The sequence below is a fragment of the Priestia sp. SIMBA_032 genome, assembly GCF_046535215.1.
In the GTDB taxonomy this organism is placed as follows: Bacteria; Bacillota; Bacilli; order Bacillales; family Bacillaceae_H; genus Priestia; species Priestia aryabhattai.
In genome coordinates, this window is sequence record NZ_JAWRXD010000002.1 from 183,509 (window position 1) to 206,034 (window position 22,526).

The window sequence follows — 22,526 nt, forward strand, 5'->3', positions numbered from 1 at the left end:
GTACGTATACTTTTAAGTAAGGAGATACTAGTTCAAAAGAAAGAGAGGTGAGATGATGAAAAATGTATGGTTAGGCGTATTATTGTGTATGATATTCTGTTTGCCTTTTGCGAGTTTGCCAGATAAATTTATTGATAACGACTTTGAAAAAGTAAAGGTCACAAAAAGTTCGGTTCAGCATTACACGGATATCGTGCACATGTCTCCAGGAGCTAAGCACAGCGTCAAACAAATAGGATCTCTCATACAAAGTGTGATAGTAACTTTTGCTTTAGTATGGGTGAGTGCCAAACTCATCATTCCGACGCATCAAATTGCGTATTTTATCCTCAAGAAAACACTTTTTTATCCAAAAATTTTTCAATCAAGTTACCTCAATTAAATAAAAAAGGTTGAAATTTTCACAGCCTTTTCTTCAAACCTAAAATTACCAACTATTCTTAGGCTTATTTGCTATGCGGATTTTCTATGTGAATAACGCGAAAAAAATAAAAAATTCTTCTTAAAAACTTTATAGGAGTGATCATTCAATGATGATTAAAGAAACGGAATTGCCAGGAATCGGCCGTAAATTTGAAATTGAGACAAGCGGAGGAAACCGCGTAGTCGTTATTATTCATGATGATGGACGACGTGAAATCTACCACTTCAATCACAAAAATTTAGAAGAAAGCATTTTTGACATTACGTTAACAGATACGGAATCAAGACAGCTAGCTGCAATTTTAGGCGGTATGATTTACAAGCCAAAAGCAATGGAAACCATTGAAGTGGCATTCAATGACTTAGTTATTGAATGGTACAAAGTTGAAAAACAGGCGAAAGCTCACAGTAAAACAATTGGTGAAATTGACGTTCGCAGCAACTATGATGTCACTATTATCGCCGTCATTAAAAACACACAAAAAAAATTATCAACTCCAGGACCAGATACGTTGATTGAAGAAGGAGATACGCTTGTTATCTCTGGAGAACGAGGGAATTTAAAAACGCTCATTAAAGAATTGCTTTCACAAGGAGGTAGTTCATAATTGGATCATTTAGTATTTGAAGTTGGGACAGCTTTGTTACTAGTCGCTTTAGCGGCTATACTAGCACATAAATTTAAATTTACGATTATTCCATTCCTCATTCTGCTGGGCATGGCGGTTGGTCCCCATGCTCCTGAGTTTGGCTCATTCAGTTTAAAGTTTATTGAAAGCCAAGAGATTATTGAATTTATGGGGAGAATTGGAGTTCTCTTTTTACTATTTTATTTAGGATTAGAATTTTCAGTTGGAAAGTTAATTAAATCAGGCAGGTCCATCGCGGTGGGAGGATCTATTTATATTTTAATTAACTTCACTTTAGGATTATTGTATGGATACCTGACAGGAAATCCTCTTCTTGAAGTACTGATTATCGCAGGAATTATTACGATTTCGTCCAGTGCAATTGTCGCAAAAGTATTGGTTGATTTAAAACGAACAGCGAATCCAGAAACGGAACTGATATTAGGGATCATTATGTTTGAAGATATTTTCTTAGCCGTTTATCTTTCTGTTGTTTCAGGATTGGTGCTTGGAGACCACGGATCGCTCGCTGGGTCTTTAACGTCTATTTTAATTGCATTTGGCTATATGATGCTGTTCTTTATCATTGCTCGAAAAGCCACGCCGCTATTAAATAAACTTTTAAATATTTCATCAAATGAAATATTTATAATCGTCGTTTTTGCGGTATTGTTTTTTGTAGCAGGCTTCTCAGAAACGATCCATGTGGCAGAAGCAATTGGTGCATTATTGCTTGGGCTTGTATTTTCTGAAACAGAACATCGCGATCGGATTGAACATCTTGTCGTACCGTTTCGTGATTTCTTTGGAGCCATCTTTTTCTTCAGCTTCGGGTTAAGTATTGATCCTCTTACCCTATGGGATGCAGGCTGGCTTGCACTTGGAGCAGTTGCGCTTACGATTATTGGTAACTTTACAGCCGGTATGATCTCAGGAAGAAAAAGCGGGCTGTCACACAAGGCTTCTACCAACATTGGATTAACAATCATGTCACGAGGCGAGTTTTCAATCATTATGGCTAACATCGGAATTGAAGGAGGATTATCGGCCATCCTTCAGCCGTTCGCTGCGCTTTATGTATTGATTTTAGCTATTATTGGTCCTTTGTTAACGAAGGAATCTAAGCATATATACGGATTTTTAAACTCAATATTTAAATGGAAAAAAGCAAATCCTCAAGAATCTAATTGATAAAATATATAAAACATAGTTGACAAATCGGATTAATATGATAAAATTCAAAATAATCCAATAACAAACCAGTTAAATATAGCAACGGGCTGATCGGTCAACCGAAAGCTCCTACCTTTTTTAGGTAGGAGCTTTTATGTTTTTAGGTGAAATAGCTTTTGATTTAAAAATTCAAGGAGGAGGAATTGCTGTGAGTGTCATGATTCAATCGGTTAACCGCTCATTTCAAAAAGGAGAACAAGTAACTCAAGCATTGCGAAATGTAAATCTTACGATTAATAAAGGTGAATTTATTACCATCATTGGTCCGAGCGGATGCGGAAAAAGTACGCTGCTTAAAATGATTGCTGGACTTGATATAGATTATGAAGGGCGCATTGAAATCAACGGGAAGCACATAGCCGGACCTAGCATTAAACAAGGAATGATCTTTCAAGAACACCGCTTGTTCCCATGGCTTAATGTGGAGCAAAATATAGCGGCTGACTTATCTTTGAAAGATTCGAATGTTCGGCGCCGCGTAGATGAGCTAATTGATGTTGTCAGGCTGAAAGGATTTGAAAAAGCTTATCCTCGAGAACTATCTGGGGGGATGTCTCAACGAGTTGCTATTGCGCGTGCTCTTTTAAGAAATCCAGAGGTTTTATTGTTAGATGAACCGTTTGGCGCGTTAGATGCTTTCACTCGCACTCATTTGCAAGATGTGCTGCTAGACATATGGAAAAAAGAAAAAACAACCATGATTTTTGTTACCCACGATTTAGATGAATCCATTTACTTGGGTACTAAAATTGTGATTATGAGTGCAAGACCAGGAGAAATTAGCCGGGTTGTTCCGGTAGAAATTAGTCATCCACGAAAAAAGACAGAACTACCTTTTCAGCAGCTAAGGCAGCAAGTGCTGAAAGAATTTGAAGAAGCAGGAGAACATTAAAGATTCAATAAGACAGAGAAGGAGACAGAACAGATGAAAAAGCTACTTTTAACTGCAGCTATTGTACTTGTTCTTGCATTGGCTGGGTGCGGGACGAAAGAAAAAGCGAGCGGAGAAGATTCAAAAAACGTTACAGTCAACATTGGTATCCAACAAAGCTTAGGCCCTTTAATGCTGGCACAAAACCAAAAATGGTTTGAAAAAGAATTTAAAAAAATAGGTGTAAATGTCAAATGGACAGAGTTTCAAAGCGGCCCTCCGCAATTTGAAGGTATAGCATCTGGACACTTGGATTTCGGCCAAGTAGGAAATTCACCTGTTATTTCCGGCCAAGGGGCAGACATTCCGTTTTTAGAAATTGCTAATTCGAGCGACGGGTTGAAAGGAAATGCTATTTTAGTAGGGAAAAACAGCAAGATTAAAAGCATAAAAGATTTAAAAGGTAAAAAGATTGCGGTCGCGAAAGGAAGCAGCGGTTTTAATTTATTGTACAGAGCTCTTGACCAAAATGGGTTGAAGCCAAGTGATGTAAAGATCATTCAGCTTCAGCCAGACGAAGCTCAGCCAGCATTTGAAAATGGGTCAGTTGATGCATGGTCAATTTGGGAACCGTTTATCTCACTGCAAAACTTAAAAAATGAAGCTCGTATTTTAGCAGACGGAGATTCGTTAAAGGTTGCTTCACCAGGTTTTACTATTGTAAGAGAAGGCTTTGCAAAAGATCATCCGGAGTTAGTCGTTAAGTTTTTACAAGTTTATCAAAAAGCTCTTGAATGGCAAAATGAACATTTTGAAGAATCTGTGGATATTTTAGCAAAGCAAAAAAATCTAGATAAAGAGGTAGTAAGACAAGTGTTAAAAAATAATCCTGCTTATAATCGCCCAACCTCTAAAGAAATTATTGCAGAACAACAGCGAACAGCTGATTTCCAACAATCTTTAGGTGTTATTAAAAAGAAAATTGAGGCGGGAGATGTTGTTGATAATTCATTTATTAAAAAAGCATTAAAAGAAAAATGAGGTGATGAAAATGAGTAAAATATCTGTGGTTTCAGGACATGTCCAGTCTTCAGCAGCTCACTTGCAAAAAGTGAAAAAAAGAAAGGAAGAAGCGAAAAATAAGCAGGGAATTTTCCTTCGTTCTCTTGTCGTGCCACTTCTCCTTATTGTCGTGTGGCAAATCATTGGTTCTGCGGGCTATGTATCCAAAACTGTTCTTCCTACACCTGTTGATATTGTACTTTCTTTTAAACAGCTCATCGTATCTGGTGAACTTGGAGCTAATCTTCAAATCAGTATTTTGCGTGCTGCCATAGGTTTTGCCGTTGGAGCTGGACTAGGGTTACTATTTGGTGTAATTGTCGGTTTTTCAAAGAAAACGGAGCACTATATGGATCCATCTATTCAAATGCTTAGAACTGTTCCTCACCTTGCCTTGGCGCCTTTATTTATCTTATGGTTTGGCTTTGGGGAAATTTCAAAGATATTGCTAATTGCAAACGGTGCATTTTTTCCAATCTATGTTAATACGTATCTAGGCATTCGCGGCGTTGATTCGAAATTATTTGATGTTGCGCGTGTTCTTCAATTTAGTAAATGGAAACAAATAACAAAACTTATTTTACCAGCTGCTCTTCCTAATATTTTACTTGGTGTCCGATTGTCTTTAGGTATTGCATGGCTCGGACTGGTAGTTGCCGAATTAATGGGAGCAAGTGAAGGTGTAGGATATATGATTATGGATGCTAGGCAGTTTTCTCAAACGGACGTAGTTTTTGTCGGAATTATCATCTTTGCTGTTGTAGGCAAATTAACCGATTCATTTGTCCGAGTATTAGAAAAGCGTCTTCTTAAATGGAGAGACAGCTACGCAGGTGAAAAATAAAATAAAGATTTATATAGATATTAATCCTTGTAAATCTATCATTTTTATAAGTGAAAAGGAGAGATGATAATGAGCCAGTTTACAATTATTACAGGAAGCCCTTCAAAACAATCAAGGTCAGCTGCTTTAAGTGAGTATATTGCAGCATATCTACAAAATGAAAAATATGAAGTGAAAACCGTCCATGTCCGCGATCTACCGGCTGAAGACCTACTGTATGCTAACTTTTCTAGCCCTGCGATTCAAGAAGCTCAAAAGAAAGTGGCAGATGCTGATGCCGTTATTATTGTCAGCCCAATCTATAAAGCCAGCTACACAGGAATTTTAAAAACATTTTTAGATTTAATACCTGAAAAAGGTTTGCACAATAAAACTGTGCTGCCGATAGCTACAGGGGGAACCATTGCTCATCTACTAGCTCTTGATTATGTATTTAAGCCGACATTATCCGTTTTAGGAGCTACTGCTCTTATTCACGGAGTTTATATTGTTGATTCTGAGGTGGCCTATACGAAAGAAAATGAAATTGAGTTTATTGCGGAAGAAGCAGAAGCGAGAATTAACCGCTCATTAAAAGAGCTGGAATATCATTTAGAACAAACGAAAAGGAGTGTTGAATCATGAAAATGTTATGGTTTATTCCTTCCCATGGAGATGGAAGATATCTAGGGACAAATCGAGGAGGTCGTTCAGCAGACTATTCATATTTTCGGCAAGTTGCTCAAGCAGCTGACCGGTTAGGATTTGAAGGAGTTCTGATTCCAACGGGGAAATCATGCGAAGACCCGTGGCTATTGGCTGCTTCACTTATACCTGAAACAGAGCGTTTAAAATTTTTAGTAGCTGTACGTCCGGGCATTATGGCTCCTTCCGTGGCAGCGCGCATGACTTCGACTCTTGATCGAATTTCAAACGGTCGTTTACTAGTTAACGTAGTAGCAGGAGGAGATCCAGCAGAATTAGCCGGAGACGGCCTTTTCTTATCACATGATGAACGTTATGAAGCTGCGGATGAATTTTTAGATGTGTGGAAAGGGTTATTGGCTGGAGATACGGTTAATTATGAAGGAAAACATATTCATGTAGAGAACAGTGAGCTGTTATATCCACCTGTTCAAAAACCTTCTCCGCCTATTTATTTTGGCGGATCTTCACCCGCAGGACAAAAAGTGGCAGCAAAACATTCTGACGTGTATTTAACATGGGGGGAGCCTCCTGAACAAGTAAGAGAAAAAATAACGGCTGTGAGAAAGCAATCAGAAGCAGAAGGCAGAACCGTTAAGTTTGGGATTCGTTTGCATATTATTGTACGGGAAACCGAAGAAGAAGCTTGGGAAGCAGCCGATCGATTAATTCAGCATTTGGACGACGACACGATTCAAGCTGCACAGCGTACTTTTGCAAGGTACGACTCAGTTGGGCAGCAGCGAATGGCGAGCCTTCATAGAGGAACCCGAGAGGAACTTACGATTAGCCCTAACTTATGGGCAGGTGTAGGGCTCGTCCGGGGAGGTGCAGGAACTGCACTAGTAGGCAGTGCTGAAAATATAGCGAAACGAATAAAAGAATATGAAGATTTAGGAATTGAATCTGTTATTTTATCAGGCTATCCGCATTTAGAAGAAGCTTATCACGTAGGGGAGTTATTGTTCCCGCTTTTAAATATTGATGAGGGTGAAGGAAAGAGTGAAAGCATCGGAGAGATTATTGCAAATGATAGGTTTCCAAAAGCTTCAACCTCGTAAAAGAAGAACCGGTGAATTTTTCACCGGTTCTTCTTTTACATTCATCTCAGCCGAGAGACGAGTCTGTTAAATTGTTGGTTTTGGTTTTTCAGGTGCAGCTTGTTTATCTTTTCGACTTTCTTGAATATATACTTTAAAGAGAAAAATATTTAAACAGCCCAGTGTGAGGAATAACGGTGCAAAGTAATATTCTTGAGACATAAGTAGGACGAAAACGCTTCCAAAACAGAACAGAGAACTAAACATAAAGTAAAACTGTAAGAATCTTCTCATTTTAGTCGCCTCCTATTCTTTTTCTTCTTACAATTATTATATCAAATACTTTCCAAAAAAGACACAAAATATTCACAAAATGTTCAATTTTTTTCTTATTTACCTATTGATTTTTTGTAGATATGTAAATTTAGTGGGTTGTAATACCAATTAATTCCTGGTTATAACTTTCTGATGGAAAGTTTATGTAAAATTTTATATGATAGAAATGGTATTGAAAAAAGGGGGAAAATCATCATGAGACGAATTGGGTGGCTATTTTTTACTATGGCAATTCTCTTACTAATAACTGCCGGTTGCTCAAATGATCAACAGAAAGCACAGGATCGATTTGATAAATATGTAGCCATGTGGAATAAAGAAGATTTTGAAGGCATGTATGGATACTTGTCTAAGGATGCTAAAAAGACGATTTCAGAAAAAGACTTTGTAAATCGATATAAAAATATCTATGATGCAATTGAAGCGGACAAGCTGAAAGTGAAGGCAAGTGAAATAGAAGACTTAGAAATAAAAGACCATAAAGCTGTTTTACCTTTTGAAGTAAACATGAACTCTGTAGCCGGTGAAATCTCATTTAAAGAAAATGCTGCTGTGGTTCAAGAAAAACAAGGGGATACAGAGAATTGGTATATTAATTGGAAGCCTAATATGATTTTTAAAGGACTTAAGCAAGGAGAGCAAGTAAGAGTAGCTACTCAGTCAGCTGTACGTGGAGAAATTATGGATCGTTCAGGGAAATATTTAGCTCAAAACGGAGAAGCGATTCAAGTTGGAGTTGTTCCCCAGCAGTTTTCTAAAGGGGGCCAGCAAGCGATACAACAATTAAGCAAGACTCTTGCTCTTTCAGAAAAAAGTATTAATCAAGCACTAAGCGCTTCTTGGGTGAAAGAGAATCAATTTGTTCCTATTAAAACAGTTAGTCAAAAAGATGCCTCTAATTTAGAGAATTCTTTGAAAAAAGTAGAAGGCATTCAACAAAAAAAGGTAAATGCACGCGTATATCCTTGTGAAGAAGCGTGTGCTCATTTAGTTGGATACGTTGCGCCTGTCACAGCGGAATATTTAAAAGAGCATAAAGATGAAGGCTATAATGCTCAGTCTAAAGCTGGAATGATCGGCTTAGAGTCTTTATATGAAGATAAGCTTCGTGCTCGAGACGGCGTCACGATTTATACTGTAGATAAAGACGGTAATAAAAAGAATGAAATTGCAAAAGTGAATCCAAAGGACGGGGAAAGCATTCAAGTTACGGTAGACACGAATGTTCAAAAATCCCTTTATGAACAGTTAAAAGATGAAAAAGGAGTAGCTACTGCTCTTCAACCTAAAACGGGAGAAATATTAGGTCTTGTAAGCACGCCAGCTTTTGATCCGAATTCTTTTTCTTTTGGAATCGATGCTAATACGTATCAATCCCTTTCAACGAATCCGGATAAGCCGTTAATGAATCGCTTTACCAAAACGTATTCTCCGGGATCTACATTTAAGTTAGTCACGGGAGCTTTAGCAGTTGATGAAGGTGTAGTAAATCCGAACGAAAGTATATCAATCAGCGGGAAGAAATGGCAGAAAGATAAAAGCTGGGGAAATTTCTACGTAACACGAGTGGGCAGCAAACCGAATGTTAATTTACGTGATGCTTATGTTACATCTGATAATATTTATTTTGCGCAGACTGCTTTGAAGCTAGGTTTAGACAAATTTAACAGTGGTTTAAAACAGTTTGGGTTCAATCAAAAAATGCCTGTTAATTATCCTTTTGAAACGTCTAAAATTGCAGGTGATCAAGATATTAAAGATGAGGGAGTATTAGCAAACTCTGGCTATGGCCAGGGGAAACTGCAAGTGAATCCTCTCCACTTGGCATTGATGTATACATCGATTGTAAACGATGGAAACATAGTAAAGCCTATTCTTATGAACGGTGATGAGAGTGGGATATGGAAAAAACAAGTAATATCTAAAGAAACGGCGCAATTAATTCAAAATGATTTAGTTGATGTCATTGAAGATAAAAACGGTACGGGGCATGCTGCGAAGATAGATGGGTTAACCCTGGCTGGAAAAACTGGAACGGCAGAGCTAAAGAAAACTCAAGGTGAAAAAGGTCAGGAAAATGGATGGTTTGTAGCTGTGGACACAAAACAGAAAAACTTACTCGTTTCAATGATGGTTGAAGGGGTAGAAGATAAAGGCGGAAGTCATTACGTCGTGCCGAAAGTAAAAAATGTATTTCAGCAATATAATAAGTAAATAATAAAAGCCAGTTCTAAAAGAGCTGGCTTTTATTATTTACACAAGGGCACTAATGTTAAGTTTTTGTAAATCCCAGTTTTATACAAGCTCTGAAAACCCTTATTTTAAAAGGAATCAACGTATTATTGTTAATGTATTGTAAAGAAGCCTAAAAAAATGTGTTTGAAAAGTTATTGACAATTAACAATAATAGGAGTAATTTTTGACTTGGCGTAAAAAAATGAATCGCATAACCTATAGGTGAAAGAACCATCTTTTGGGACTTTTGCTCTGGTAAACGTTTGTTTTTTTAGAATTTTTTGATACACAAGAGAGGTGGTTTCTCTCGTTATAGTAATGAACAGCTAAGTTTTATCCATTACTTTAAATGAAAAAAGAAACTAGAACACATATAAAAAGATAGAGAGAAAAAACGAGTGGTAAAGTTTCGATAAATTGGATGGAGGATTGCAACGTGATCAAAAGAAAAAAAGACAAGTTTTCTGAAATGTTAATGGACATTGCCCAAAATATTAAGGACTCAGCGGAGTTTTTAGGCAGCTTTGAACTTCAAAATGTATCTGACCTAAAGGAATTTGCCAACGTTTTAAAAGCGTATGAATCAAAAGGTGATAAATACGTGCATACAGTGATTACTGAGTTGAACAAAGCATTTATTACTCCAATTGAGCGTGAAGATATTTTACAGCTAGCGATGAGTATGGATGATGTACTTGATGGCATCGACAGCTTTGCTGCTTTAATGGAAATTCATTCAATTACGACATTTGATGAATATGTAGCTGAATTTGTTAAAAATATTCAAGGCTGTGCTGAAGAAATTTTAATTACGATTAATTTGTTGTCTGAGAAAAAGCTTCTTCAAATTAGCGAGCATGCAATTAAAATTAAAGAGTATGAGTCACATTGTGATACATTATATCGTCGTGCACTAAAACAATTATTTGCAACATGTAAAGATCCAATTAAAGTTATTCAATATAAAGAAATTTATGAAACGCTAGAAGAAATCGCGGATTATTGTCAAACGGTTGCGAACAACTTAGAATCAGTTATTATGAAGAATGCGTAACGGGGCTATATTATAATGGATTCGATGCTAATATTAACCATTCTAATTGTAGTTGGTGCACTTGGTTTTGACTTTATCAACGGATTTCACGATACAGCTAATGCCATTGCGACTTCTGTTTCAACCAAAGCTTTAAAACCGCGACATGCAATTCTTTTAGCTGCAACCATGAACTTTGTCGGTGCTATGACGTTCACGGGCGTAGCCAAAACGATTACAAAGGATATCGTTGATCCTTATACGCTTCAAAACGGTTCTGTCGTTATTTTAGCAGCATTAATTTCTGCTATCGCGTGGAACTTAATCACATGGTATTTTGGTATCCCGAGTAGTTCTTCTCATGCAATTATTGGATCGATTGCAGGAGCAGCTATTGCAGCTGCTGGATTTGGTGCTTTAAATTACAAAGGTTTCATCAAAATCATTGAAGCCCTTCTAATTTCACCAGTTCTAGCCTTTGTAGTAGGTTATATTGTCTATACGATTATCAAACTAACGTTTAAAAACCATAACTTGACGAAAACGAATAAGCGTTTTCGACGCGTTCAAATCCTGACTGCAGCCCTACAGTCTTACACACACGGTACGAATGATGCGCAAAAAGCAATGGGTATCATTACGCTAGCGCTTATTGCTAATAATATGCAAAGCGGTACTGATATTCAGTGGTGGGTACAGCTGGCTTGTGCGGTCGCAATGGGGCTTGGAACGTCAATTGGCGGATGGAAAATCATTAAAACCGTCGGCGGTAAAATTATGAAAATTCGTCCTGTTAATGGAGTAGCTGCGGACTTAACAGGTGCTGCCATTATCTTTGGAGCAACGTTTATTCATTTACCTGTCAGTACTACTCATGTTATTTCATCTTCTATCTTAGGTGTAGGTTCTGCTCACCGAGTGAAAGGTGTAAAATGGGGAACTGCACAGCGCATGGTGATTACATGGGTTATCACATTGCCAATTTCAGCTTCATTAGCTGCACTTATCTATATGATTTTAAATTTGTTGTTTTAATAAATGTGGAGCTTCTTGTAAAGAAGCTCCTTTTTTTATTTACATCCCCTCATTTGCACAGTACACTTAAAGCATGAAAATAACACAATCGTTTTTAAAAGGGAGATGGGGAAATGTTTGGAAAAGTAGCTGCTGATGTATTGGGGCTAAGTGATATTGGTTCTGTTATTAAGCCAGTTGATTATGACAAGGTAGATGCAGACGATTACGTTATGCATGAAGAACAAGAAAAAATTTATTTTCTAATCAAATCAAAGTCAGATGAATATTGCTTTACCAATAAAGCGCTCATTCACCTTGATGGAACAAGTGCTACAAGTAAAAAGCGAATGCTTCGCCGCTATAACTACAGCACAAATCACATTTCAAACGTGATGCTAGAAACGGCTGGAACTGTCGATTTAGATGTGGAAATTAAATTTAAAATTGGCTCGGAAACTTTTTCTATCGATGTACACAAAAAGCATATAGAAGAGGTAAAAGATTTATATAAAGCGCTGTTTAAAATGTCTGAAATAACGCGTGAAAATGAAATTGCGCTCGATTTTGCTAAACAAAGCATTCAGCTAGCTTCTTCTACACTAAGCAGTACAAGAAATACAAGTGGAAGTGTTGCTAGTGAATTTAAAGAAATTAACGAAGCTGCGTTTTCTTGGTTATTAGATAAAAAAACAGCCTACACAACAAAAGATTTCAGCTCAGTTTTCGAGCTGTATATCAATAATTAATAGAAACAGCTGCTCCTTTTATAGAGCAGCTGTTTTTTGATGCTGAATGAGAGTATGTAGACTTATGATGAACGTCGTAGAATCCTCATGTTAACCTTGAAAAATCACCGAAAAAAGAGCACAATATAAAATAGAAAAGAGAAACAGTAGAGACGGGTTTAACTGAAAGAAATAATAGAAAATAAGACTTATAGGTGGAAAGGATTACGGTATGACAGCAAAAAATAATGAGGATACAGTGGCAGAATTAGAAAAGTCACTTCGACATATTGCAGCGATTGTGAAGCAAAAAGGAAGAGAAATTTTAGAAGATTATACGATTACGCCACCTCAGTTTATTGCTTTGCAGTGGCTGTTTGAACGTGGAGATATGACGATTGGCGATTTATCAAATCGTATTTTTCTCGCTTGTAGTACAACGACAGATTTAGTAGATCGTATGGAAAAAAATAAGTTGGTGGTTCGGGTGAAAGATCCAAAAGACCGCCGCGTAGTGCGTATTCATTTGCTTCCTGAAGGAGCACGTGTTATCGAAGAAGTAATTGAAAAGCGACAAACGTATTTAAATGGCGTACTGGCAAACTTCTCTCCTAGTGAAACGGAAGTTTTACGATTAACGTTACGAAAATTGCATGATGAAATGAAAGAAAAATGAGGCGATTGTTTTGAGTAGACCAATTGGTGTTATAGATTCAGGTGTGGGCGGATTAACGGTAGCAAAGGAAATTATGAGACAGCTTCCGAAAGAACAAATTATGTACATTGGAGATACAGCCCGCTGCCCATACGGTCCCCGTCCTAGTGAAGAAGTACGAGCTTTCACATGGGAGATGACTAATTATTTACTAGCTAAAGATATTAAAATGCTTGTCATTGCGTGCAATACAGCTACGGCAGTTGTACTCGATGAAATTCAACAACAGCTTGATATTCCGGTTATAGGCGTTATTGAACCAGGATCACGCGCTGCGCTTAAAGTAACTAAAAATCATAAAATAGGCGTAATCGGCACAAACGGAACCGTGAAAAGTCAAGCCTATACACATGCACTCCGCGCTCTTCATACGAGAGTAGAAGTGGAAAATTTAGCATGCCCTTTGTTTGTACCTCTTGTAGAGAGCGGTAATTATGAAGGACCGGAAGCGCAGCGAATTGTAAAAGAAACATTAAAACCTTTTTATCATACAGATATGGATACCCTTATTTTAGGTTGTACGCATTATCCGTTATTAAAGCCAGTTATTCAAGAAGCAATTGGGCCTCGAGTTCAGTTAATCAGTTCTGGTGAAGAAACGGCAATAGAGGTAAGTGCTATTCTTTCTTATAGCAATTTACTAGCTCCTAGAAACATGGAGCCTGAACACTACTTCTATACAACAGGATCAACAGAACTGTTTCAATCCATTGCATCTAAATGGTTTGAGCACCCTGTATATAATGTTGAACATATCAAGCTTTAAAACCGAGCATATCATGCTCGGTTTTTTTGTGATCAAAAACTTTTTTGAGCTGGTCTAAAATGCAAATAAGCTCGTATACATAGTAGTACAAACAGTCTGAGGAGGGAAAGGAATGTCCAAAAAGACCAAATTTGTTCTCATATCCGCCGTGGTGACCACATCTGTGTTGTTATCCGGCTGTGGACTTTTCGGAGGGGATAACGCAGCAAAGGAAATTGATCCGCCCAAGGATGTCACCTATGTGAAAGATGAAAAATCATTAGCGACTGAAGCGAAAGTAACGGAAGCTAATAAAAAACAAAGTAAAGCGGCAGAAACATCTGCGCCTACCAAAAGAGAACTCTACTTAATTGATAAAAACGGGTACGTTGTTCCCCAGACGCTTGAAATTCCTAAATCAAAAGGTGTCGCTAAACAGTCTCTTGAATATTTAGTAGAAGGTGGACCCGTCACAAACTTATTGCCAAATAATTTCCGAGCGGTTCTTCCTGCTGATACAAGAGTTTTAGGGACAAAGCTGGAAAGTGACGGCACGATGGTAGCAGATTTTTCACCTGAATTTGCTGAGTATAAAAAAGAAGATGAACTCCGTATCCTGCAGGCCGTCACTTGGACGCTGACGCAGTTTGAAGGCGTAAATAAAGTTAAAATTCGCATTAACGGCTATGATAAAGACGAGATGCCTGTAAATCATACGCCAATCAGTAAAGGGTTAAGCAGAGCAGATGGTATTAACTTTGATAATACTGGAGTAGTTGACGTAACCCAAACGAAGCCAGTTACGATTTATTACTTAGCTCAAGAGGGCAAACAAACTTACTATGTTCCTGTCACAAAAAGAATTGCTTCTGATGACAAAGATATGTACACGGCAATTGTGAACGAACTTGTAGAAGGACCTGCGCCTGCATCAGGTTTAGTGACAGACTTTAATCCTGATGCAAAGCTCGTAGCAGCTCCAAAGTATGCGGACGGCGAGTTAACGCTGAACTTTAATAAAAACATCTTTGGAAATTTAAAAGGAACGGAAATTTCTCAGCGTGTTCTCGACTCCTTGGTGTTATCCCTGACGGAACAAAAAGCCGTAGACAGCGTTGCCATTAAGGTGAATGGCAAAAAAACGCTAAAAGATGAAAAAGGGAAAAAGTTAACGGAGCCGGTTTCAAGACCTAAAAATGTGAACACAGGTAGTTTTTAAAAACAAATTTTTGTTATACTAGTAAAGGACTAAGTAGAAAGAGGTCTGCTGAAATAGCGACCTCTTTCCGCTGTTTTATAGTTAAAATGGAAGAAGCTATTACATATAAATGAATTAATAGGAGGACATGCTTAATGCGTTTGGACGGTAGGGAACTTAATGAATTGAGATCTGTATCTCTTCATACTTCATACTTAAAGCACCCAGAAGGATCTGTATTAATCTCGGTGGGAGACACAAAGGTTATTTGTACAGCAAGCATAGACGACAGAGTGCCTCCTTTTATGCGTGGACAAGGAAAAGGATGGATTACAGCTGAGTATTCTATGCTGCCTCGAGCTACGGCACAAAGAAATATACGTGAATCATCAAAAGGTAAAGTCACAGGACGAACAATGGAAATTCAGCGTCTAATCGGACGAGCTCTGCGTTCTGTAGTCGACCTGGAAAAGGTCGGAGAAAAGACAATTTGGATTGATTGTGATGTTATTCAAGCAGATGGCGGAACAAGAACAGCATCGATTACAGGTGCTTTTGTGGCTATGGTTTTAGCGTTTGGAAAGCTGGTTAAAGAGAACAAGCTAACAGAAATTCCTATTCGTGACTACTTAGCTGCGACTTCAGTAGGTATTCATGGAGAAAATCCGATTTTAGATTTAAATTATGAAGAAGATTCGACAGCGGAAGTTGACATGAATATTGTGATGACAGGAAGCGGACAGTTTGTAGAATTACAGGGAACGGGAGAGGAATCGACGTTTTCGAGAGAACAGTTAAACCATCTTCTGGATTTAGGGGAAAAGGGTGTTTATCAATTGATTGAACAGCAAAAGGAAGTTCTTGATCACCTGACTGCTTACATTCCGGTTAAAGAAAGGTAAGGGATTAACGTGCGTGAAATCATTATTGCAACTAAAAATGCAGGCAAAGTAAAAGATTTTGAAACACTTTTCTCACCAAAGGGATTTCAAGTGAAATCGCTTCTTGATTTTCCTGAGATGGAAGACGTGGAAGAAACGGGCGTTACATTTGCAGAGAATGCGACGCTAAAAGCAGAGGCCATTTCATTCGCATTAAATAAGCCGGTCATTGCCGATGACTCGGGGCTTGCTATAGATGCCTTAAACGGGGAGCCAGGCGTTTATTCCGCGCGTTATGCTGGTGAAAATAAAGATGATAATGCTAATATAGAGAAGGTACTTCAAAAATTAAATGACGTGCCGTTTGAAAAGCGCACGGCACGCTTTCATTGTGCTCTTGCTATTGCAGTGCCCGGAAAAAGAACAGAAATTGTAGAAGGCACATGTGAAGGGCACATCTTGGAGGAAAAAAGAGGGGAAAACGGTTTTGGGTACGATCCTATTTTCTTTGTAGAAAAATGGAGATGCTCCATGGCAGAATTGTCTAAAGAACAAAAAAATCAGATTAGTCACCGAGCAAATGCGTTAAAAAAACTAGCACCGCTAATTGATGCGCAATTTTAGAAGGAGTGATGACGTGTGAAACTATTAATTGTAAGCGATAGCCACGGGTTACAAGAAGAACTGCTCACTATCAGAGAGAGACATGCTGATGTAGATAAGATGATCCATTGTGGGGACTCTGAGTTGCCGCAAGACAGCAAAGAAATGTCTGCGTTTTTAGGCGTTCGAGGAAATTGTGACTACGATGCATCTTACGTTAATGATCGAGTAGAGTCGCTTGGAGAAGCTACGTGTCTGGTTACACACGGTCACTTATATAATGTTAAAATGTCTATGATGAATCTGCATTACAAAGCGAGAGAAGTCGGGGCGAATGTTGTTTGCTTTGGGCATTCTCACATAGCGGGAGCTGAGCTCATGGACGGAGTTTTATTTATCAATCCAGGAAGTATGTTACTTCCTCGTATGAGAAAAGAGTGTACGTATGCTATACTAGTAATGGATGGTACAGAAGCTACCGTGCAGTTTTACGATATAAGCGGTAAACATATTCCTAGCATGCAGTTAACCTGTACACTTTCAGCATAATATAGCCAAATATAGGGAGAAGAGAAGGTTTTTTACCTCTCTTCTCATAAAATTTCAAAAAAACGTTGACTTTTAAATTATATTTGAATATAATAGGTATTGTCTTTGATACACTTTAACATTATGTCCCAGTAGCTCAGCAGGATAGAGCAACGGCCTTCTAAGCCGTCGGTCGGGAGTTCGAATCTCTCCTGGGACGTCGAGAAAAAAATCCCGGCTTTTACTTTTTAGTAAAAGCCGGGATTTTTTTATTTATTTTAAAAGTGAATGTTTGTTCATTCAGTGTGTACAAATGCGCGTTTCAGAAAAACTTTTTGAACTGCTGTAAACCCTTATTACATCAATAATGAAAACGCATTCAAATATTCTGTTTAGTCTAAATTGTCTAAAAAAAACTTGAAAAGTGGTTGACTATGCATAGAAATGGGCGTAAGATAGTCCTCAAATATAAGTTTTCTAAAAATTTTAATTAATTTAAAATATGATGTGTAAAGCATTGTTCAAAAAGCATATAGCGTTTTAAAACGTTGAAGAGGATAAGTAGTTTTGATGTTTAGGTATCAACAGAGAGTCGGGTTGCTGGAAGCCGGCGTTACCAACTCAAAATGAACTCACCTCAGAGTGTCACCCTGAAATTCAGTAAGGGCGACCGAGTGTACTTCCAAAGCACTCGTTATCAAAAAGAATGTACAGTATACATTCATAAGGTAATCATTACGATTACAAACGAGGGTGGTACCGCGTAAAGTACAAAAGACTTTTCGCCCCTTGACCTATATCATTTGATAGGGTCTATTTAGGGGTGAGAAGTCTTTTTTCTTTTATCTAGAAAACGAAAGGATGAGAAAAGTGGGAGCCAATATGCAAACGAAAGAACCTGTAAGCACTGGGGCACAAATGAATGGAGCTGACATGTTGATTGAATCTCTAAGAAGAGAAAATGTTGACGTCATCTTCGGTTACCCAGGGGGAGCCGTTTTACCGATTTACGATAAGCTATACGGTTCAGGAATGTTCCACGTACTTGCTCGTCACGAACAAGGTGGAATTCACGCAGCAGAAGGGTACGCAAGAATTTCAGGTAAACCCGGTGTAGTTATCGCAACAAGTGGTCCTGGTGCAACAAATATCGTAACAGGTTTGGCAGATGCGATGATTGACTCACTTCCTTTAGTTGTTTTTACTGGTCAAGTAGCTTCAAGTGTAATTGGTTCTGACGCGTTCCAAGAAGCAGATGTATTAGGAATCACAATGCCAATTACGAAACATAGCTATCAAGTACGCAATATCAGCGACATGCCGAGAATCATCAAAGAGGCATTTCATATTGCGACAACAGGAAGACCTGGTCCAGTCTTAATCGATATTCCAAAAGATATGGCACAGGGTGATGGAACATTTAATTACGAAGGAGAAATTGATTTACCTGGCTATCAGCCAACTTATTTTCCAAATCAGCTGCAGGTCAAAAAGTTAACAGACGCAGTAGCAGCTGCAAAGAAACCTGTTATCCTAGCAGGTGCGGGAGTGTTATTGAGTAAAGGTTCAGAAGAATTAAAAAATTATGCTGAGCGTCAAAATATTCCGGTTATCAATACGCTTTTAGGATTAGGCTGTTTCCCTGCAGATCATTCGCTTCATTTAGGAATGGCTGGCATGCACGGAACGTACACAGCAAACATGGCAATTTATGAGAGTGATCTTCTCATTAGTATCGGTGCACGCTTTGATGACCGAGTAACAGGTAACTTAAAGCATTTTGCACCAAATGCAAAAATTGCTCACATTGACATCGACCCAGCGGAAATTGGAAAGAATGTTCCAACCAAGATTCCAATTGTTGGAGATGCAAAAGAAGTATTAAAGCAATTGCTTCTGCAAGAAGGAGAAGTTGGAGATTATACGAAATGGCATGAGAAATTAGCAGCGTGGAAACAAGAATATCCATTGTGGTATCAGAACTCAGCAGACGTGTTAAAACCACAAAAAGTAGTTGAGTTGCTTCACAAGTATACAAATGGAGATGCCGTTGTTACAACGGACGTTGGGCAACATCAAATGTGGGTAGCTCAATACTACACATTTAATAATCCAGATCGATGGGTAACTTCAGGTGGTCTTGGCACCATGGGCTTTGGATTACCTTCTGCAATCGGCGCTCAGCTGGCAAATAAAGATAAAACAGTTGTAGCAGTCGTTGGTGACGGTGGATTTCAAATGACGCTTCAGGAATTAGGGGTTATTAGAGAATTAAATTTACCTGTAAAAGTGGTTGTACTCAACAATCAATCGCTTGGTATGGTTCGTCAGTGGCAGGAAATCTTCTATGAAGAACGCTACTCGCACTCTTTAATTCCGAATCAGCCTAACTTAATGAAGCTTGCAGAAGCTTATGATATCAAAGGTTTACAAGCTTCTACTGAAGAAGAAGCGCATGCGGCTCTGAAAGAAGCAATGGAAACAGATGGACCTGTTTTACTAAACTTCTTTGTCGCACCTAAAGAAAACGTATATCCAATGGTTGCACCTGGAAAAGGATTACATGAAATGGTAGGGGTGAAACCATGAAGCGAATTATTACAGCAACTGTATTAAACCGTGCGGGCGTATTAAATCGCGTGACGGGGTTATTTACAAAAAGAAATTTCAATATTGAGAGTATTTCGGTAGGTCACACTGAATCTGAAGATGTATCACGCATGACGTTTGTTGTGAACGTAGAGCATGATAACGCTGCTGAACAAGTGATTAAGCAGTTAAATAAGCAGATTGACGTTTTGAAGGTTCAAGATATTACGGATCAAGCGGTGGTATCAAGAGAGCTTGCTTTAATGAAAGTAGCCTCTACCCCAGCGAGCCGTAACGAACTTTATGCAGTAATTGAACCTTTCCGTGCAACCATCATTGATGTAAGCCGCGACAGCTTAATTATTCAAGTAACAGGTGAATCCAGCAAGATTGAAGCGATGATTGATCTGCTTCAGCCTTATGGATTAAAAGAAGTAACGCGCACGGGAACAGTAGCTGTTCCACGCGGCACGCAAAAAGCAGCAGCCAAACTTTCATCAATCATTTAATTCTAGCTAGTTACTAACCAAGTAAACTATATAAAACTATATAAACTAAGAGGAGAGATTTATTATGACAAAGGTATATTATAACGGAGATGCAAAGGATCAATTATTACAAGGTAAAACAGTAGCAATCGTAGGTTATGGTTCACAAGGTCACGCTCATGCACAAAACTTACGCGACAGCGGAGTAAACGTGGTAGTAGGATTACGTAAAGGTAAATCATGGGACCAAGCAGAGCAAGACGGTTTCACTGTATTATCTGTAAAAGATGCAGTTCAACAAGCAGAAGTAGTAATGGTATTACTTCCAGATGAGTATCAGCCAAAAGTTTATAACGAAGAAATTCTTCCAGGACTAAAACCAGGAAAATCTTTAGTATTTGCTCACGGTTTCAACATTCACTTTAACCAAATCGTAGCACCTGAATTTGTTGACGTATTCTTAGTAGCTCCAAAAGGCCCTGGTCACCTTGTAAGAAGAACGTATGAAGAAGGAGCTGGTGTACCGGCGTTATTCGCAGTATTCCAAGATGTAACTGGAGAAGCAAAAGACGTAGCGTTAGCTTATGCTAAAGCAATCGGTTCAGCTCGTGCGGGTGTATTAGAAACAACATTTAAAGAAGAAACAGAAACAGATCTTTTCGGTGAGCAAGCAGTACTTTGCGGTGGTTTAACTTCATTAGTTAAAGCTGGTTTTGAAACGCTTGTAGAAGCTGGCTACCAACCGGAAGTTGCATATTTTGAGTGTTTACACGAATTAAAATTAATTGTTGACCTTATGTATGAAGGCGGAATGGAAGGCATGCGTTATTCAATCTCTGATACAGCTCAATGGGGTGACTTCGTTTCAGGACCACGCGTTGTAGATGAGCGTTCAAAAGAACAAATGAAAAAAGTGCTTGAAGATATCCAAACAGGTAAATTTGCAAAAGGCTGGATCCTAGAAAACCAAGCAAATCGTCCGGAATTTACAGCTATCAATAACCGTGAAAACGAACATTTAATTGAAAAAGTTGGCGCTCAATTACGTGAAATGATGCCATTTGTTAAAAAACAAAAGAAAGAAGCGGTGATCGCTAGTGCAAAAAATTAAACTATTTGACACGACGCTACGCGATGGTGAACAGTCACCTGGAGTCAATTTAAACCTACAAGAAAAGCTTGAAATTGCTAAGCAGTTAGAGCGATTAGGTATCGACATCATTGAAGCTGGATTTCCCGCTTCTTCAAAAGGTGATTTTCAATCCGTAAAAGAAATTGCGTCTATTGTCAAAAACTCTTCTGTAACAGGCCTTGCAAGGTCTGTTACAAAAGATATTGACATTGCATGGGAGGCGTTAAAAGAAAGTGCAGAACCAAGACTGCATGTCTTTATCGCTACTTCCGAAATTCATATGCAGCATAAATTGAAAAAAACACCTGATGAAGTACTTGAAACAGCAGTGGAAATGGTGAAGTACGCAAGTAAAAAATTCCCGGTTGTTCAATGGTCTGCTGAAGATGCATGTCGAACAGATTTACCGTTTTTAGCTAGAATTGTAGAAGCAGTTATTGATGCTGGTGCAAAAGTCGTTAATATTCCAGATACAGTAGGATTTATCACTCCTGGTGACTATCAATCAGTATTTAATTACTTAAAAGAACATGTGTCAAATATTCATAAAGTTGATTTGTCAGCTCACTGCCACGATGACTTAGGGCTAGCTGTGGCCAATTCAATGGCTGCTATTGAAGCAGGAGCTACTCAAATTGAAGGAACGATTAACGGAATCGGAGAGCGTGCGGGTAACGCAGCTCTTGAAGAAGTAGCACTTGCGCTTCATGTCCGTCAAGATTTCTATCAAGCGAGCACAGGTCTTATCTTACCTGAAATCAAGCGTACGAGTGACATTATCAGTAAGCTTACAGGGATGAATATTGCACCAAATAAAGCAATTGTCGGAAAAAATGCTTTTGCTCATGAATCAGGTATTCACCAAGATGGCGTCTTAAAAAATCCGTTAACATATGAGATTATTTCCCCAGAACTTGTGGGTGTTAAACAAAATCCAATTGTGCTTGGTAAACATTCAGGCCGTCATGCGTTCCGTACACGCTTAGTAGAGCTTGGATTCACGTTGGAAGATACAGAAGCAAACGTGCTTTTTGAGAAGTTTAAAGACTTAGCAGATAAGAAAAAAGACATTACCGACGATGATTTATTGGCATTAGTCATTCAAAAGCAAGTTAGCAAAGACAGTGAATATAAGCTTGAAAGTCTGCAAGTTCAGTATGGTACGAACAATATTCCTACGGCTACGATTACGCTTCGCAAAGAAAACGGCGAAGAGATTCAAGAAGCAGCTACGGGATCTGGAAGCGTGGAAGCTATCTATAATACGCTGCAGCGCTGTGTTGAACAAGATGTAAAACTATTAGACTATCGTATTCAGTCTATTAACGGTGGACCGGATGCACTGGCTGAAGTATTTGTGAAGGTTGAAAGCGAAGGAACTGAAGCAAGCGGACGCGGAGTAGCATTTGATGTATTAGAATCGTCAGCGAAAGCATATCTGAACGCTATTAATCGTTTAATCGCTATTCAGCAGCATCGTACAAAGCAAGAAGTAATGTGAACTGAAGGGAGAGA

The 22,526-nt window shown here is 38.5% G+C and carries 23 protein-coding genes, 1 tRNA gene and 1 other annotated feature; of the genes, 23 read left to right on the forward strand and 1 reads right to left on the reverse strand.

The window, feature by feature from the left end:
• The first annotated feature begins 52 nt into the window (after nt 1–52).
• From SB717_RS06850 to ssuD, 8 genes are all read left to right on the forward strand, one after another.
• Entirely contained in the window at nt 53–382 is a 330-nt protein-coding gene (locus SB717_RS06850; RefSeq protein WP_237758410.1) for a hypothetical protein, read from the forward strand.
• A gap of 148 nt (nt 383–530) precedes the next feature.
• Nucleotides 531–1,031 carry a cation:proton antiporter regulatory subunit gene (locus tag SB717_RS06855; RefSeq protein ID WP_410903501.1) on the forward strand — a complete coding sequence of 167 codons (501 nt, stop codon included), beginning with the start codon at nt 531–533 and terminating at the stop codon, nt 1,029–1,031.
• Nucleotides 1,032–2,243, forward strand: a complete 1,212-nt coding sequence (locus SB717_RS06860) for a cation:proton antiporter (protein ID WP_410903502.1) — start codon at nt 1,032–1,034, stop codon at nt 2,241–2,243.
• Between the two features lie 136 nt (nt 2,244–2,379).
• Entirely contained in the window at nt 2,380–3,177 is a 798-nt protein-coding gene (locus SB717_RS06865; RefSeq protein WP_410903503.1) for an ABC transporter ATP-binding protein, read from the forward strand.
• A gap of 33 nt (nt 3,178–3,210) precedes the next feature.
• On the forward strand, nt 3,211–4,197 hold the full coding sequence (locus SB717_RS06870) for an aliphatic sulfonate ABC transporter substrate-binding protein (RefSeq protein ID WP_098622772.1): 987 nt from the start codon (nt 3,211–3,213) through the stop codon (nt 4,195–4,197).
• A 10-nt stretch (nt 4,198–4,207) separates the two neighbouring features.
• Nucleotides 4,208–5,062 (forward strand): ABC transporter permease, encoded by an 855-nt coding sequence (locus SB717_RS06875; RefSeq protein ID WP_144645929.1) that lies wholly within the window; start codon nt 4,208–4,210, stop codon nt 5,060–5,062.
• 69 nt (nt 5,063–5,131) lie between these two features.
• Nucleotides 5,132–5,686 (forward strand): NADPH-dependent FMN reductase, encoded by a 555-nt coding sequence (ssuE, locus tag SB717_RS06880; protein WP_074677704.1) that lies wholly within the window; start codon nt 5,132–5,134, stop codon nt 5,684–5,686.
• Nucleotides 5,683–6,807: an FMNH2-dependent alkanesulfonate monooxygenase gene (gene ssuD, locus SB717_RS06885; protein ID WP_410903504.1), complete on the forward strand. Its 1,125-nt coding sequence runs from the start codon at nt 5,683–5,685 to the stop codon at nt 6,805–6,807. Before ssuE ends, ssuD begins: the two co-directional genes overlap by 4 nt.
• A gap of 66 nt (nt 6,808–6,873) precedes the next feature.
• Here ssuD and SB717_RS06890 read toward each other — a convergent pair whose 3' ends face one another.
• Nucleotides 6,874–7,080: a hypothetical protein gene (locus tag SB717_RS06890; RefSeq protein WP_013059387.1), complete on the reverse strand. Its 207-nt coding sequence runs from the start codon at nt 7,078–7,080 to the stop codon at nt 6,874–6,876.
• A 237-nt stretch (nt 7,081–7,317) separates the two neighbouring features.
• Here SB717_RS06890 and SB717_RS06895 point away from each other — a divergent pair, with 237 nt between their 5' ends.
• From SB717_RS06895 to SB717_RS06965, 15 genes are all read left to right on the forward strand, one after another.
• Nucleotides 7,318–9,336 (forward strand): penicillin-binding transpeptidase domain-containing protein, encoded by a 2,019-nt coding sequence (locus tag SB717_RS06895; RefSeq protein ID WP_410903505.1) that lies wholly within the window; start codon nt 7,318–7,320, stop codon nt 9,334–9,336.
• A gap of 442 nt (nt 9,337–9,778) precedes the next feature.
• Nucleotides 9,779–10,411, forward strand: coding sequence for a DUF47 domain-containing protein (locus SB717_RS06900; RefSeq protein WP_029711160.1), 633 nt, complete (start codon nt 9,779–9,781; stop codon nt 10,409–10,411).
• A gap of 15 nt (nt 10,412–10,426) precedes the next feature.
• Nucleotides 10,427–11,425 carry an inorganic phosphate transporter gene (locus SB717_RS06905; RefSeq protein ID WP_071270392.1) on the forward strand — a complete coding sequence of 333 codons (999 nt, stop codon included), beginning with the start codon at nt 10,427–10,429 and terminating at the stop codon, nt 11,423–11,425.
• 113 nt (nt 11,426–11,538) lie between these two features.
• Nucleotides 11,539–12,153, forward strand: coding sequence for a PH domain-containing protein (locus SB717_RS06910; protein WP_013085147.1), 615 nt, complete (start codon nt 11,539–11,541; stop codon nt 12,151–12,153).
• Nucleotides 12,154–12,364: 211 nt separating this feature from the next.
• The gene (locus SB717_RS06915; RefSeq protein WP_074677698.1) at nt 12,365–12,808 is read left to right on the forward strand and encodes a MarR family winged helix-turn-helix transcriptional regulator; all 444 of its coding nucleotides are present in this window, start codon (nt 12,365–12,367) and stop codon (nt 12,806–12,808) included.
• Between the two features lie 10 nt (nt 12,809–12,818).
• Entirely contained in the window at nt 12,819–13,613 is a 795-nt protein-coding gene (gene racE / locus SB717_RS06920) for a glutamate racemase (RefSeq protein WP_074677696.1), read from the forward strand.
• A 112-nt stretch (nt 13,614–13,725) separates the two neighbouring features.
• Complete coding sequence (locus SB717_RS06925; protein ID WP_074677694.1) at nt 13,726–14,811, forward strand: GerMN domain-containing protein; 1,086 nt, start codon at nt 13,726–13,728, stop codon at nt 14,809–14,811.
• Between the two features lie 134 nt (nt 14,812–14,945).
• Nucleotides 14,946–15,692 carry a ribonuclease PH gene (gene rph, locus SB717_RS06930; protein ID WP_410903506.1) on the forward strand — a complete coding sequence of 249 codons (747 nt, stop codon included), beginning with the start codon at nt 14,946–14,948 and terminating at the stop codon, nt 15,690–15,692.
• Nucleotides 15,693–15,701: 9 nt separating this feature from the next.
• Complete coding sequence (locus SB717_RS06935; protein ID WP_045291114.1) at nt 15,702–16,295, forward strand: XTP/dITP diphosphatase; 594 nt, start codon at nt 15,702–15,704, stop codon at nt 16,293–16,295.
• A 15-nt stretch (nt 16,296–16,310) separates the two neighbouring features.
• Nucleotides 16,311–16,823, forward strand: coding sequence for a metallophosphoesterase (locus SB717_RS06940; protein WP_098622778.1), 513 nt, complete (start codon nt 16,311–16,313; stop codon nt 16,821–16,823).
• Nucleotides 16,824–16,948: 125 nt separating this feature from the next.
• Nucleotides 16,949–17,022: transfer RNA gene (locus SB717_RS06945), tRNA-Arg, on the forward strand.
• A 319-nt stretch (nt 17,023–17,341) separates the two neighbouring features.
• Nucleotides 17,342–17,595, forward strand: a binding site (T-box leader).
• A 68-nt stretch (nt 17,596–17,663) separates the two neighbouring features.
• Nucleotides 17,664–19,391 carry an acetolactate synthase large subunit gene (ilvB, locus tag SB717_RS06950; protein WP_234483702.1) on the forward strand — a complete coding sequence of 576 codons (1,728 nt, stop codon included), beginning with the start codon at nt 17,664–17,666 and terminating at the stop codon, nt 19,389–19,391.
• Nucleotides 19,388–19,900, forward strand: coding sequence for an acetolactate synthase small subunit (ilvN, locus tag SB717_RS06955; protein ID WP_013059375.1), 513 nt, complete (start codon nt 19,388–19,390; stop codon nt 19,898–19,900). Before ilvB ends, ilvN begins: the two co-directional genes overlap by 4 nt.
• A 64-nt stretch (nt 19,901–19,964) precedes the next feature.
• The gene (gene ilvC, locus SB717_RS06960) at nt 19,965–20,990 is read left to right on the forward strand and encodes a ketol-acid reductoisomerase (protein WP_013085141.1); all 1,026 of its coding nucleotides are present in this window, start codon (nt 19,965–19,967) and stop codon (nt 20,988–20,990) included.
• Nucleotides 20,977–22,512 (forward strand): 2-isopropylmalate synthase, encoded by a 1,536-nt coding sequence (locus SB717_RS06965; protein ID WP_025750618.1) that lies wholly within the window; start codon nt 20,977–20,979, stop codon nt 22,510–22,512. The genes ilvC and SB717_RS06965 overlap by 14 nt, the downstream gene beginning before the upstream one ends.
• Nucleotides 22,513–22,526 lie beyond the last annotated feature (14 nt).